Here is a 14,449-nt window from a genome sequence, read left to right on the forward strand (position 1 = left end):
GGAAGTCCGTGTGGTCTGGGGCTGGTTACGGCGTGATGCGTGCGGCTGCGAGAGCGGACGTACCCGCTTCTCAGGCAAAAGCGACGTTGTAGAGGCCTGCGGCGGCTGCGGCGCCGATCAGCGGGCCGGCCACCGGGACCCAGGCGTAGGACCAGTCGGACCCGCCCTTGTTGGGCAGGGGCAGAAGGGCGTGCACGATGCGCGGACCGAGGTCACGGGCCGGGTTGATGGCGTAGCCGGTCGGGCCGCCGAGCGAGAGGCCGATGCCGACCACGACGAGGGCGACCATCAGACCGCCCAGGGTGCCCAGGCCGTTGCCGTTGTCGTTCACGCCCTGCGTGAGGACGGCGATGACCAGCACGAACGTACCGATGATCTCCGTGGCGAGGTTCATCGCCGCGTTACGGATCTCCGGACCGGTGGAGAAGACACCGAGCACCGGGCCCGCGCCCTGCTCCTGCGCCTCGACCGCCTTGGCCTGGGAGGACTGTGCGCCCGGGCCGCCGACGATCTCCTTGTCGGTGAGGTGCGCGTGGAACTGGCCGTAGTAGGCGACCCAGACCAGGGCCGCGCCGATCATGGCACCGAGCAGCTGTCCGCCCCAGTAGATGGGAACGTTGCTCCAGTCGCTGTCCTTGATCGCGATGCCGAGGGTGACGGCCGGGTTGAGGTGGGCGCCGGACAGCGGCGCCGAGATGTAGACGGCCGTGAGCACCGCGAAACCCCACCCGAAGGTGATGGCGAGCCAGCCGGCGTTGCGGGCCTTGGAGGCCTTGAGAACCACGGCGGCGACCACGCCTCCGCCGAGGAGGATGAGTATGGCGGTACCGATGGTCTCGCCGATGAAGATGTCGGAGCTGGACACCCGCGACTCCTTTGTCCTTCGTCCAGGGGAAGCTGAACCCCGCGTCCCTACGGAGGTCAGTCGGCCCTTGGCGTTGTCACACTCTAGCGCGTATTGCCGGTAGCTGTTCGACAATGCCGACCGATGGACGGGAGTCTTGCTTTGGCGTTACGCACACGTCAAGAGCTCTCTTGTTGAAAGCGCGATGGTGGTTGATTGTGTTGAGTTGTGGGTCGATGGATCATGCAGATCCTGCTATGCCACTTATGCCCGTTTCAGCGTAGGCCGAGAGCCGGAACGCCGTACGACGTCCCGGTGTCTGCCCTGGATACTGCTCAGAAGCGCCCGGCGCCCAGATCGCGCGACACCGCGCGGGCGCAGTCCCGCACCGCGGCGATCAGCTCGGGCCGCAGCTCCCCGTCCCGGTACAGCCGCTCCACCGCTCCGGTGATGCCGACCGCGCCGACAGGCATGCGCCGCCGGTCGTGGATGGGCGCGGCGATGGAGGCGACGCCCTCCCAGGTCTCCTCGACGTCCGCGGCGTACCCACGCGCGCGGATGAGGTCCAGGATCTGTTCGAAGTCGCTCAGATCGCACACGGTGCGGTCGGTGAAGGCCTTGCGGTCGGACTCCAGGGCCTCGCTGTGCGCGACCGGGTCGTAGGCCGACAGGACCTTGCCCAGGGCCGTGGAGTGCAGTGGCTGCATGGCGCCGATCTCCAGCACCTGCCGGCTGTCGTCGGGCCGGAAGACGTGGTGCACGATCAGCACGCCCTGCTGGTGCAGGACACCCAGGTAGACGCTCTCGCCGCTGGAGCGGGCCAGGTCGTCCGTCCACACCAGGGCACGCGCGCGCAGCTCGTGCACGTCGAGGTAGGTGGTGCCCAGGCGCAGCAGCTCGGCGCCCAGCTGGTAGCGCCCGGAGGCCTCGTCCTGCTCGACGAAGCCCTCCTGCTGGAGGGTGCGCAGGATGCCGTGGGCGGTGCCCTTGGCGAGGCCCAGTGAGGAGGCGATGTCCGACAGGCCCAGCCTCCGCTCGCCGCCCGCGAGCAGGCGCAGCATCGCGGCCGCCCGTTCGAGCGACTGGATGTTCCGTGCCATCGCCGTCCTGCCTCCGTCCCCTTCGACCGTCGAGCTGCGACGTCGCTGCCGCCGTCCGGCAATGTCCACTGTTCGGCAATGCCGAACACTACCGGTCCATGCCGACCTCCCGCCAATGGGTGGTCGGCAGTTGTTGTGTCCCTCGTCCCCCGGAGGTCCCCCAGGCGTCCCCGAGGCGTCCCCGAGGCGTCCCCCGGCGTCCTCAGGAGTGACCTGGGGGAGGCCATCCTGGTCCGCCTCGTGGACGCCCCTGACCATAGGCGGCCGGTCCCGGCTACCCTGGCCGCGTGCGCTCTTCCCCCGGACTCTCCGGACGAGCATCCGAAGGAAGCGCAAAGCCGACAGCCGTCGCACTCCAGGGAGCCCCTTAAATGGCCTCGTCGCCGCAGTCCCCCGCCACCGACAGCCGGACCCGTGCGTCCGCCCTCCGTGAGGCACTCGCCACCCGTGTGGTCGTCGCCGACGGAGCGATGGGCACCATGCTCCAGGCGCAGGACCCCACCCTCGACGACTTCCAGAACCTCGAGGGCTGCAACGAGGTACTCAACGTCACCCGCCCGGACATCGTCCGTTCCGTGCACGCCGCGTACTTCGACGCGGGCGTGGACTGCGTGGAGACCAACACCTTCGGCGCGAACCTCTCCGCCCTCGGCGAGTACGACATCGCCCACCGCGTCGGCGAGCTGTCCGAGGCCGGTGCCCGCATCGCCCGCGAGACGGCCGACGACTACGCGCGGCGGACCGGACAGCAGCGCTGGGTGCTGGGCTCGATGGGCCCCGGCACCAAGCTGCCCACCCTCGGCCACACCACCTTCGCCGCGATCCGCGACGCCTACCAGCGCAACGCCGAGGGCCTGCTCGCGGGCGGCGCCGACGCGCTGCTCGTGGAGACCACGCAGGACCTGCTCCAGACCAAGGCCTCGGTCGTCGCCGCCCGCCGGGCGATGGAGACGGCCGGTTACGACGTACCGCTGATCGTCTCGGTGACCGTCGAGACCACCGGCACCATGCTGCTGGGCTCCGAGATCGGCGCCGCGCTGACCGCGCTGGAGCCGCTCGGCATCGACATGATCGGCCTGAACTGCGCGACCGGCCCGGCCGAGATGAGCGAGCACCTGCGTTTCCTCGCCCGCCACTCCCGCGTCCCGCTGTCGTGCATGCCGAACGCCGGTCTGCCCGTGCTGACCGCGGACGGCGCCCACTACCCGCTGACCGCGCCCGAACTGGCCGACGCCCAGGAGAACTTCGTCCGCGACTACGGCCTGTCCCTGGTCGGCGGCTGCTGCGGTACGACGCCGGAACACCTGCGCCAGGTCGTCGAGCGGGTCCGTGACCTCACCCCGACCGAGCGCGCCCCGCGCCCGGAGCCGGGCGCCGCCTCCCTCTACCAGTCGGTGCCCTTCCGCCAGGACACCTCATACCTGGCCATCGGCGAGCGCACCAACGCCAACGGCTCGAAGAAGTTCCGCGAGGCCATGCTGGCCGGCCGCTGGGACGACTGCGTGGAGATGGCCCGGGAGCAGATCCGCGAGGGCGCGCACATGCTCGACCTGTGCGTGGACTACGTCGGCCGCGACGGCGTCGCCGACATGGAGGAACTGGCCGGCCGCTTCGCCACCGCCTCCACGCTGCCGATCGTGCTGGACTCCACGGAGGTCGACGTCATCCGGGCGGGCCTGGAGAAGCTCGGCGGCCGCGCGGTCATCAACTCGGTCAACTACGAGGACGGCGACGGCCCCGAGTCCCGCTTCGCCAAGGTGACCGGGCTGGCCCAGGAGCACGGCGCGGCGCTGATCGCGCTGACCATCGACGAGGAGGGCCAGGCCCGCACCGTCGAGAAGAAGGTCGAGATCGCCGAACGGCTGATCGCCGATCTGAGCGGCAACTGGGGCATCCGCGAGGAGGACATCCTCATCGACTGCCTCACGTTCACGATCTGCACCGGCCAGGAGGAGTCCCGCAAGGACGGCATCGCCACCATCGAGGCGATCCGCGAGCTGAAGCGCCGTCACCCGGACGTGCAGACCACCCTGGGCCTGTCGAACATCTCCTTCGGCCTGAACCCGGCCGCCCGTATCCTGCTCAACTCCGTCTTCCTCGACGAGTGCGTCAAGGCGGGCCTGGACTCGGCGATCGTGCACGCGTCGAAGATCCTGCCGATCGCCCGCTTCGACGAGGAGCAGGTGACCACGGCCCTGGACCTGATCTACGACCGCCGCAGTGAGGGCTACGACCCGCTGCAGAAGCTGATGCAGCTCTTCGAGGGCGCCACCGCCAAGTCCCTGAAGGCGGGCAAGGCGGAGGAGTTGGCCGCGCTTCCCCTGGAGGAGCGTCTGCAGCGCCGCATCATCGACGGCGAGCGCAACGGCCTGGAGGCCGACCTCGACGAGGCCCTGCAGAGCCGCCCGGCGCTGGACATCGTCAACGACACGCTCCTGGAGGGTATGAAGGTCGTCGGTGAGCTGTTCGGTTCCGGCCAGATGCAGTTGCCGTTCGTGCTCCAGTCCGCCGAGGTGATGAAGGCCGCCGTCGCCTACCTCGAACCGCACATGGAGAAGACCGACGACGAGGGCAAGGGCACGATCGTGCTGGCCACCGTGCGCGGCGACGTGCACGACATCGGCAAGAACCTGGTCGACATCATCCTGTCCAACAACGGCTACAACGTCGTCAACCTGGGCATCAAGCAGCCGGTCTCCGCGATCCTGGAAGCCGCCGAGGAGCACAAGGCCGACGTCATCGGCATGTCCGGACTCCTGGTGAAGTCCACGGTGATCATGAAGGAGAACCTGGAGGAGCTCAACGCCCGGGGCCTGGCCGCCGGCTACCCGGTCATCCTCGGCGGCGCCGCCCTCACGCGCGCCTACGTCGAGCAGGACCTGCACGAGATCTACGAGGGCGAGGTCCGCTACGCCCGGGACGCCTTCGAGGGCCTGCGCCTGATGGACGCCCTGATCGGCGTCAAGCGGGGCGTGCCGGGAGCGAAGCTGCCGGAGCTGAAGCAGCGCCGGGTGCGGGCGGCCACCGTCGAGGTCGCAGAGCGCCCCGAGGAGGGCCACGTCCGCTCCGACGTCGCCACCGACAACCGCATCCCCGAGCCGCCGTTCTGGGGCACCCGCGTCATCAAGGGCATCCAGCTCAAGGAGTACGCCTCCTGGCTCGACGAGGGCGCCCTGTTCAAGGGCCAGTGGGGCCTGAAGCAGGCCCGCACCGGTGAGGGACCGTCGTACGAGGAACTCGTCGAGACCGAGGGCCGGCCGCGGCTGCGCGGGCTGCTGGACCGGCTCCAGACGGAGAACCTGCTGGAAGCGGCCGTGGTCTACGGCTACTTCCCGTGCGTGTCCAAGGACGACGACCTGATCCTCCTCGACGAGGCGGGCAACGAGCGCACCCGCTTCACCTTCCCCCGCCAGCGCCGCGGCCGTCGCCTGTGCCTGGCCGACTTCTTCCGCCCGGAGGAGTCCGGCGAGACGGACGTCGTCGGCCTCCAGGTCGTCACCGTCGGCTCCCGCATCGGCGAGGAGACCGCTCGGCTGTTCGAGTCCGACTCCTACCGCGACTACCTCGAACTGCACGGCCTGTCCGTGCAGCTGGCCGAAGCCCTCGCCGAGTACTGGCACGCGCGCGTGCGCGCCGAACTCGGCTTCGCGGGCGAGGACCCGGCCGACATCGAGGACATGTTCGCGCTGAAGTACCGCGGCGCCCGCTTCTCGCTGGGCTACGGCGCCTGCCCCGACCTGGAGGACCGGGCGAAGATCGCCGACCTCCTGGAGCCGGAGCGGATCGGCGTGCGGCTGTCCGAGGAGTTCCAGCTCCACCCCGAGCAGTCCACCGACGCCATCGTCATTCACCACCCGGAGGCGAAGTACTTCAACGCACGGTGACGTGGGAACGCACGGTGACGTGGGATACGACTCGCCGTGACGCTCCTCACCGCACACTGATCGGAATCGTCGTACACTGGTCGGTCCACTGAAGGCCGGTTCCCGACCCGGGAACCGGCCTGCTCGTCCCTCCAGGAGGTACGCCGGATGACGACGACGGTCCCCGCAATCGGCACCCGTACGGCCGAAGGCTCAGCACTGCAGGCCGTGCTCCTCGACATGGACGGCACCCTGGTGGACACCGAGGGCTTCTGGTGGGACGTGGAGTGCGAGATCTTCGCCGGTCTCGGGCACACCCTCGACGACTCCTGGCGCCATGTCGTGGTCGGCGGCCCGATGACCCGCAGCGCGGGGTTCCTGATCGAGGCCACCGGCGCCGACATCACCCTCGCCGAGCTCACCGTCCTGCTCAACCAGGGGTTCGAGGACCGGATCGACCGGGCGCTGCCGCTGATGCCGGGAGCCGCCCGGCTGCTGGCCGAGCTCGCCACGCACGAGATCCCGACGGCCCTGGTCTCGGCCTCCCACCGGCGCATCATCGACCGCGTCCTGGACTCCCTCGGGTCCCAGTACTTCGCCCTGACCGTGGCCGGCGACGAGGTCGCCCGCACCAAGCCGCACCCGGACCCGTACCTGTTCGCCGCCGCCGGACTCGGCGCGGACCCGGCCAGATGCGCGGTCGTGGAGGACACCGCGACCGGCGTCGCCGCGGCGGAGGCGGCGGGCTGCCATGTCGTGGCCGTGCCCTCGGTGGCCCCGATCGCCCCGGCCGCCCGGCGTACCGTGGTGGACTCCCTCGAAGTGGTCGATCTGGCATTTCTGCGCGCTCTGCTGAACTGATGACACAAATGCGCGGGGCGTTCACGCACCGTGCGGCAGCGCGGGGAACAGCAATTCATCGAGGAGGAATTCGAATCGTGCGGATGGCCGAATTCCGGTACCTCCACACACAGTTCGAAGTGTGACGTTCACCACTCCAAATGGGGTCGACACGGTAGTGCATGTGTGCTGTCCAGCCCCATGATGGTGCGGCTGCCCCGGCTTTGTGTCCCGATTCATGGGACGCTGCACTAATCCTTCCCCTGTCGGGTTTTCAGTGCGTCCACGCCCGGTTTCGCAGCGTGATGGACGCTCAACTCCGGTGGCCGCGAACCCCGTCACGGGCGCGCACTAATCTCATCGCGAGAACCTCACCCCCGCCCCCGTGATCCGCCGCGACACCCCTGCATGCCGGATACACGGACCTGACAGCTGTGGAGATTGCCGAGCATGAACCGCAAGACTTTGGTGCTGCCGGCCGTGGTCGGTCTGCTGACGCCCGCGCTCGCAGCTTGCGGCGGGTCGGACGCCGGCAGCGACGGCGGGCGCCCGATCGTCGTCGGTACCACGGACCGGTTCATCGCCACGAAGGACGCCCCCGCGCCCCTCGACCCGGCGTACGCCTATGACGTCGGCACCTGGAACGTGCTGCGCCAGACCGTGCAGACCCTGATGGTCCAGCCGCGCGGCGAGGGCGCCCCCGTCCCCGACGCCGCCGAGAGCTGCGGCTTCACCGACACCGGCAACGAGCGCTACGCCTGCAAACTGCGCCCGGACCTGAAGTTCTCCAACGGCGACCCCATCACCGCGGCCGATGTGAAGTACTCCATCGACCGGGCCCTCGCTCTCAAGTCGGACAGCGGTGTCTTCGCCCTGCTGTCCACCATCGACACCGTCGAAACCAAGGGCGACAACGAGGTCATCTTCCACCTCAAGACCGCCGACGCCACCTTCCCGTACAAGCTCTCCACCCCGGTCGCGGGCATCGTGAACCCCGACGCCTACGAGAAGAACAAGCTGCGCGACGGCTTCCAGGTCGACGGCTCCGGCCCGTACACCCTCAAGGCCGAGGAGAAGGACGGCGAGCTCGTCAAGGCCGAGTTCACCAAGAACCCCCACTACCAGGGGGCGTTGAAGGTGAACAACGAGGCGGTCGACATGGTCTCCTACCAGGACGCCGACGCCATGGGCGCCGCCCTCGACAAGGGCGACATCGACGTGATGACCCGCACCATGACGCCGGAGCAGATCAACAAGCTGGCCGCCGCCGACGGCGATGTCGACCTGGTCGACGTGCCCGGCCTGGAGATCCGCTACCTGGCCTTCAACACCGAGGCCCCCACGGTGAAGGACAAGGCCGTACGCCAGGCCATGGCGCAGCTCGTCAACCGCGACCAACTCGTCTCCGAGGTCTACGGCACCCAGGCCGAACCCCTCTACTCGCTCGTCCCGGCCTCCATCACCGGCCATTCCAACGCGTTCTTCAACAAGTACGGCGACCCCAGCGTCGCCAAGGCCAAGGCCCTGCTCGAAGACGCCGGCGTCAACACCCCTGTGAAGCTGACCCTGCACTACACGACCGACCACTACGGCGCCGCCACCAAGAAGGAGTTCGAGGTGCTGCGGGCGCAGCTCAACGACAGCGGCCTGTTCGACGTCGGTATCGAGGGCACCCGCTGGGACACCTTCGTCCCGGCCGAACGGGCCGGCAAGTACGACGTCTTCGGGATGGGCTGGTTCCCCGACTTCCCGGACGCCGACAGCTTCGTCGCCCCGTTCCTGGACAAGGACAACTTCCTCAAGTCGCCGTACGCCAACAGCGAGATCCGCAACACCCTGATCCCGGAGTCCCGGCGCGAGGCCGACCGTCTCGCCGCCTCCAAGACCCTGAACACCATTCAGGACATCGTGGCCGAGGACGTCCCCGTGCTGCCCCTGTGGCAGGGCAAGCAGTACGTGGCGGCGCGTGACGACATCACCGGTGTCGCCTACGCCCTCAACTCCTCCGCCACGCTTCAGCTGTGGGAGCTCGGCCGTGGTGTGAGCGGCTGACCCCTCCCCGCACGCGCCCGGGCCCTGGACGGCGGCCCCGGGTACTTTCGAGAACGACGTAAGGCACGCACGTGAACATGCGCAACCAGTGGCCAATCCTGCCGATCGTGGCGGGCCTGGCCTCCGGCCTGCTGACCGGATGCGGTTCCGAGTCCGGCGACACGGGGGAGAACGGCTCCAACGTGGTCATGGGGATGTCCGACGACGTCCTGGCCACCGATCCGGCGTCCGGCTACGATCCCGGCTCCTGGCTGTTGTTCAACAACGTCTTCCAGTCGCTGCTCAGCTTCCCCAAGGGCGGCACCGAGCCGCAGCCGGAACTGGCCCAAGGGTGCAGCTTCACGGACACCTCGACCAAGGTCTACAAGTGCACCCTGAAGGACGGGCTGAAGTTCAGCAACGGTGACCCGCTCACCTCGGAGGACGTCAAGTTCTCCTTCGACCGCATGCTGAAGATCGACGACGCCGACGGCCCGGCCATCATGTTCCCCATGCTCGACACGGTCGAGACGCCGGACGAGAAGACCGTCGTGTTCAACCTGAAGGTCGCCGACGCCACCTTCCCCAGCAAGATCGCCTCCGGCGCCGGCTCCATCGTCAACCACCGCGAGTACGACGCCGACAAGCTGCGCGAGGACGGCAAGGCCGTCGGCTCTGGCCCGTACAAGCTCGACTCATTCAGCGAGAACGAGGCCGTCTTCTCGGTCAACGAGAACTACCAGGGCACCGCCGACGTGCAGAACTCCGGCGTCACCATGAAGTTCTTCCACGGCGACCGCGGCGCGCTGAAGAAGGCCCTGCTGGCAGACGACATCGACATCGCCTACCGAGGCCTGAGCGCGGCCGACATCGCCGACGTCGAGAACGCCGACGCCGACTCGGGCGTCAAGGTCATCGAGGGCAGCAGCGCCGAGGTCCAGCACCTGGTCTTCAACATGGACGACCCGGTCGCCGGAAAGCTCTCCGTCCGCCAGGCCATCGCCCACCTGATCGACCGCGACGCCCTCATCGAGGACGTCTACCAGGGCACCGCGACCCCGCTGTACTCGATCATCCCGGCCGGTATCGGGGGCCACAACACGGCCTTCTTCGACACCTACGGCGCCCGCCCCTCCAAGGCAAAGGCCGAGGCCGCGCTGCGCGCCGACGGCATCACCGACAAGGTGAAGCTCACCCTCTGGTCCACCCCGTCGCGCTACGGCCCCGCCACCGACGAGGAGTTGCAGGCCATAGCGGCCCAGCTGAACGCCAGCGGCCTGTTCGCCGCCGACGTGAAGTCCGTACCCTTCGACCAGTACGAGCAGGACATCGCCGACGGCAAGTACGGGGTCTACGTCAAGGGCTGGGTGCCCGACTACCCGGACGCCGACAACTTCACCGCCCCGTTCTTCGGCGAGGGCAACGTGCTGGGCAACAACTACAGCAACGACACGATCACCGGCACGCTCATCCCGCGCACGGCCGCGCAGAGCGACCGCGCCGCCACCGACGACGAGTACGGCGAGCTGCAGGACATCGTCGCCGAGGAACTCCCCATGCTGCCGGTCTGGCAGGCCAAGCAGTACGCGGTCGTCCGCGAAGAGGTCTACGGCCTGGAGTACTGCCTCGACGCCTCGACCGTCTTCCGGTTCTGGGAGATCAGCAAGGGCTGAGGCCCCGGTACGCCAGCGCCGCGGGCGCCCGCTCCTTGGGAACGGGCGCCCGCGGCGTCGTACGGCTCGCTGCGACCGTCACTGTGCGCCGGGGCGCACCAGGCCGCTCTCGTACGCGTACACCGCGGCCTGCACCCGGTCGCGCAGCCCCAGCTTGGTGAGGACGTGGCCCACGTGGGTCTTGACCGTGGTCTCGCTGACGAACAGGTCGGCGGCGATCTCGGCGTTCGACAGGCCGCGCGCGACCAGCTTCAGCACCTCGACCTCGCGCTCGGTGAGCGTGTTGAGGGTGTCGGGCACCGGCTCCTCGCCGGACGGCAGATGCGTGGCGTACTTGTCGAGCAGGCGGCGCGTGATACTCGGGGCGAGCATCGCCTCGCCGGCCGCCACCACGCGGATCGCCTGCACCAGCTCACCCGCGGGCGCGTCCTTCAGCAGGAAGCCACTGGCGCCGGCCTTCAGAGCCTCCACCACGTACTCGTCGAGGTCGAAAGTGGTCAGCACCAGCACCTTCGCCGGACCGTCCCGGCCCGGTCCGGTGATCTGCCGGGTCGCCTCCACGCCGTCCATCCGCGGCATGCGGATGTCCATCAGCACCACGTCGGGCTGCAGGGCCCGCACCTGGTCGAGTGCCTGGAGGCCGTCTCCGGCCTCGCCGACGACCGCGATGTCCTGCTCGGCCTCCAGGATCATGCGGAAGCCCGTACGCAGCAGCGGCTGGTCGTCGACCAGTAGGACGCGGATGGCCACGTAAGTCTCCTTCGCTAGGTGTATCGGCCCACAGGGCTGTTCACGCGGCTGATCAGCCCCCGCGTCTGCGGCATGATCCAAACGACAGGCCCTAGTCCGGCCCCATTCTGCCCTGCGTCGCCGGGCGCGACTCCGGCGCCCTCACGGATGCGGGCTCGACATCCCCGGCGTCGCCGGTCCGGCGCACGGGCAGCGGGTACGGCGGGGGAGTGCCGCCGAACTCCGGGCAGTGCGCCTGGTGGTCGCACCAGCCGCACAGCTTCGTCGGCCGGGGCCGCCAGTCGCCCGTCTCGGTCGCCTGGCGGATCGCCTCCCACAGCGCCAGCAGCTTGCGCTCGACCCGCTCCAGATCGGCGAGGACGGGATCGTACGTCAGCACGTCACCGCTGCCGAGATAGACGAGCTGGAGCCGGCGCGGGACCACCCTCTTCAGCCGCCAGACGACGAGCGCGTAGAACTTCATCTGGAACAGCGCGCCCTCGGCGTACTCGGGCCGGGGCGCCTTGCCCGTCTTGTAGTCGACGATGCGGACCTCGCCGGTCGGCGCCACGTCGACCCGGTCGATGATGCCGCGCAGCCGCAGCCCCGAGTCCAGCTCCGCCTCGACGAACAGCTCACGCTCGGCGGGCTCCAGGCGGCTCGGGTCCTCCAGCGTGAACCAGCGCTCGACGAGCTGCTCCGCCTCCGCCAGCCAGCCCGCCAGCCGCTCGCCCTCCGGGTCGTCGGCGAACAGCTCCTCGACCTCCGGCTTGGCCTCGCGCAGCCGCTGCCACTGGCCGGGGATCAGGGACTTCGCGCGCGGCGCCGTGCGCTCCGCCGCGGGGGCGTCGAAGAGGCGCTCCAGGACCGAGTGCACCAGGGTGCCCCGGGTCGCCGCCGCGCTGGGCTTCTCCGGCAGCCGGTCGATCACCCGGAACCGGTACAGCAAAGGGCACTGCATGAAGTCGCCGGCACGCGAGGGGGAGAGCGACGTGGGCGGTATGACGACGGGCTCGGTGACCACGGTCGTGGCGGCGGCCTCGGCTGCCGCCGTCACCGCTGTCATCGCGCTCTCCGTCGTAGGCTCGACCATGGCGGACGGATCCGGATCCGCCGCCTCGGCCCTGCCGCCGCTGTGGGGCTCCGCCGTGCCCTCGGTGCTGGTGTCCATGCCCACAGACCATACGGCCCGCCACTGACAGTGACCCAGCCGCGGTCGTGACAGGTGCGACGACAGGGGAAACAGAGGGGGTGCCGGGGCGGAACGCGCCCCCACGGACGCATACCATCGACCCGAGACCCTTCCGCCCGGCAGGCGCGGGAGACGCTTCGAACGAGGGGACACCGTGGACGAGAGCGGCGGGAGCGGACAGCCGCGGCCGGGCACCGACGAGGCGGACCGCCACCAACCAGGCCGTACGACCCCGGCCACGGACCCCGCACGCCCGGACCCGCCCCGGCCGACACCCACAGGCCCCGAGGCCGAGACACAGACCCCGGACCGCGCACCTGCCGACGCGACCGACCCCGAGCCGGACTCCGCCCATGGTGCGGGCGGCACGCGGCAGGGAGAGCACCCGGGAGAGTCTGGCTACGGGGAGAAGTCGGAGGGGCCCCTGGGAGCACGCGGCGACGCGCAGCCGGGCCAAGGGCTGGGAGAGAGCGGCGTCGGGCAGCCGGGCCGGGATCTGAGAGAGAACGGCGACGGGCAGAAGCCGCACGGACACGGCGACGCGGAGAAGTCGGGCGGCCTCGGCGACGGGCCCCCTCGCGGCGAGCGTGACGGACACCCCGACGCAGAGCACCCGCGCGACGACCTGACCGGACGCGGCGACAGCGAGCGGCCGGGCGGACAGGGCGGCAGCGACTGGCCGGGCGGACAGGGCGGCAGCGACTGGCCGGGCGGACACGGCGACAGTGAGCGCCCGGGCGGACACAGCGCCAGCGCCCAGCCGGGCGGACACAGCGCCAGCGACCGGCCGGGCGGACACAGCGCCAGCGACCGGCCGGGCGGACACGGCGCCAGCGCCCAGCCGGGCGGCCTCGGCGCCAGCGCCCAGCCGCCCAGCGACCAGCACCCACACACCGCCCCCCAGCACCCGACCACCCCCACCCCCAACCAGCCCCACCGCACCCTCGCCCACGCCACCCCCGACAAAGGCACCACCCCCCAGCGCCCCCCGGAGCCGCGCGGTGGGCTGCTGATGGGGCGGCCCTTCGGTGTGCCGGTGTACGTCGCCCCCAGCTGGTTCCTCGTCGCCGCGCTGATCACCTGGGTGTTCGGCGGGCAACTGGAGCGCGTCCTGCCCGAGCTGGGCGCCGCCCGCTACCTGGTCTCCCTCTTCTTCGCCGTCGCCTTCTACGCCTCGGTCCTCGTGCACGAGCTGGCCCACACCGTGGCCGCCCTGCGCTACAAGCTCCCGGTCCGCCGTATCCAGCTGCAGTTCTTCGGCGGGGTCTCCGAGATCGAGAAGGAGGCCGAGACGCCGGGCCGCGAGTTCGTCCTCGCGTTCGTCGGCCCGCTGCTCTCCCTCGTCCTCGCCGGCCTGTTCTACCTCGCCATGCAGCCCGTCGAGCCCGGCACGGTCCCCGGCGTCCTGCTGGCCGGCCTGATGATCTCCAACCTCATCGTGGCCGTCTTCAACCTCCTGCCCGGCCTCCCCCTCGACGGCGGCCGCATGCTCCGCGCCGTCGTCTGGAAGATCACCGGCAAGCCGATGAGCGGCACGGTCGCCGCCGCCTGGGTCGGCCGCGCCCTCGCCGTCTCCGTCCTGATCGGCCTCCCGCTGCTCACCCAGTCCGGCGCACTCGGCAGGGACGCCACGGACAACGTCGGCATGGACACCGTCATGGACGCCCTGCTGGCCGCCATCCTCGCCGCGATCATCTGGACCGGCGCCGGCAACAGCCTGCGCGTCGCCCGGCTGCGCGAGCACCTCCCCGAACTGCGTGCCCGCACCCTCACCCGCCGCGCCGTCCCGGTGCAGAGCGACACCCCCCTCTCGGAGGCCCTGCGCCGCGCCAACGCCGCCGGCGCCCGCGCCCTGGTGGTCGTCGACGCCGAGGGCAACCCCCTGTCACTGGTCCGCGAGGCCGCCATCGTCGGCGTACCCGAACACCGCCGCCCCTGGGTCGCGGTCAGCGGCCTCGCCCAGGAACTCACCGACGGCATGCGCGTCTCCGCCGAGCTGGCCGGCGAGGACCTTCTGGAAGTGCTCCGGGCCACACCCGCGACCGAGTACCTCGTGGTCGAGGAGACCGGCGCGATCTACGGCGTCCTGTCCGCCGCCGACGTCGAGCGCGCCTTCGTGAAGGCCATGGCCCGGCCCTCCTGAGGGGCCCCTCCCAGTGGTCCGCGGCCCTCACAAA

Annotated in this window: 9 protein-coding genes; 5 read left to right on the top strand and 4 right to left on the bottom strand. The window is 70.1% G+C overall.

Annotated elements, in window-relative coordinates; all coding sequences use genetic code 11:
* Nucleotides 1–70 precede the first annotated feature (70 nt).
* Both SSP24_RS10460 and SSP24_RS10465 read right to left on the bottom strand, forming a co-directional pair.
* Nucleotides 71–865: an MIP/aquaporin family protein gene (locus SSP24_RS10460; protein ID WP_141309231.1), complete on the bottom strand. Its 795-nt coding sequence runs from the start codon at nucleotides 863–865 to the stop codon at nucleotides 71–73.
* A gap of 314 nt (nucleotides 866–1,179) precedes the next feature.
* The gene (locus SSP24_RS10465; protein ID WP_141309232.1) at nucleotides 1,180–1,944 is read right to left on the bottom strand and encodes an IclR family transcriptional regulator; all 765 of its coding nucleotides are present in this window, start codon (nucleotides 1,942–1,944) and stop codon (nucleotides 1,180–1,182) included.
* A gap of 371 nt (nucleotides 1,945–2,315) precedes the next feature.
* Between SSP24_RS10465 and metH the strand changes: the two genes are divergently transcribed.
* The 4 genes from metH to SSP24_RS10485 all read left to right on the top strand — a co-directional run bounded on the left by metH (nucleotide 2,316) and on the right by SSP24_RS10485 (nucleotide 10,351).
* Nucleotides 2,316–5,828 (top strand): methionine synthase, encoded by a 3,513-nt coding sequence (metH, locus tag SSP24_RS10470; RefSeq protein WP_141309233.1) that lies wholly within the window; start codon nucleotides 2,316–2,318, stop codon nucleotides 5,826–5,828.
* Between the two features lie 147 nt (nucleotides 5,829–5,975).
* Nucleotides 5,976–6,668 carry an HAD family hydrolase gene (locus SSP24_RS10475; RefSeq protein WP_141309234.1) on the top strand — a complete coding sequence of 231 codons (693 nt, stop codon included), beginning with the start codon at nucleotides 5,976–5,978 and terminating at the stop codon, nucleotides 6,666–6,668.
* Between the two features lie 429 nt (nucleotides 6,669–7,097).
* Nucleotides 7,098–8,699, top strand: coding sequence for an ABC transporter substrate-binding protein (locus SSP24_RS10480; protein WP_141309235.1), 1,602 nt, complete (start codon nucleotides 7,098–7,100; stop codon nucleotides 8,697–8,699).
* Nucleotides 8,700–8,770: 71 nt separating this feature from the next.
* Nucleotides 8,771–10,351 carry an ABC transporter substrate-binding protein gene (locus tag SSP24_RS10485; RefSeq protein WP_141309236.1) on the top strand — a complete coding sequence of 527 codons (1,581 nt, stop codon included), beginning with the start codon at nucleotides 8,771–8,773 and terminating at the stop codon, nucleotides 10,349–10,351.
* Between the two features lie 78 nt (nucleotides 10,352–10,429).
* Here the strand turns inward: SSP24_RS10485 and SSP24_RS10490 are convergent, their stop codons facing one another.
* Complete coding sequence (locus SSP24_RS10490; protein WP_141309237.1) at nucleotides 10,430–11,101, bottom strand: response regulator; 672 nt, start codon at nucleotides 11,099–11,101, stop codon at nucleotides 10,430–10,432.
* 91 nt (nucleotides 11,102–11,192) lie between these two features.
* Nucleotides 11,193–12,251: a RecB family exonuclease gene (locus tag SSP24_RS10495; RefSeq protein ID WP_141309238.1), complete on the bottom strand. Its 1,059-nt coding sequence runs from the start codon at nucleotides 12,249–12,251 to the stop codon at nucleotides 11,193–11,195.
* Nucleotides 12,252–12,897: 646 nt separating this feature from the next.
* On the opposite strand from SSP24_RS10495, the gene SSP24_RS10500 reads away from it, so the two are divergent.
* Nucleotides 12,898–14,415, top strand: a complete 1,518-nt coding sequence (locus tag SSP24_RS10500; RefSeq protein WP_373306679.1) for a site-2 protease family protein — start codon at nucleotides 12,898–12,900, stop codon at nucleotides 14,413–14,415.
* Nucleotides 14,416–14,449 lie beyond the last annotated feature (34 nt).

The organism is Streptomyces spinoverrucosus (genome assembly GCF_006539505.1).
Classification (GTDB): Bacteria; Actinomycetota; Actinomycetes; order Streptomycetales; family Streptomycetaceae; genus Streptomyces; species Streptomyces spinoverrucosus.

Bases quoted from the DNA above. Each gene is read 5' to 3' on its own strand.
- SSP24_RS10465 (WP_141309232.1), bottom strand. From the start codon at position 1,944: ATGGCACGGAACATCCAGTCGCTCGAACGGGCGGCCGCGATGCTGCGC.
- metH (WP_141309233.1), top strand. From the start codon at position 2,316: ATGGCCTCGTCGCCGCAGTCCCCCGCCACCGACAGCCGGACCCGTGCG.
- SSP24_RS10475 (WP_141309234.1), top strand. From the start codon at position 5,976: ATGACGACGACGGTCCCCGCAATCGGCACCCGTACGGCCGAAGGCTCA.
- SSP24_RS10480 (WP_141309235.1), top strand. From the start codon at position 7,098: ATGAACCGCAAGACTTTGGTGCTGCCGGCCGTGGTCGGTCTGCTGACG.
- SSP24_RS10495 (WP_141309238.1), bottom strand. From the start codon at position 12,251: ATGGACACCAGCACCGAGGGCACGGCGGAGCCCCACAGCGGCGGCAGG.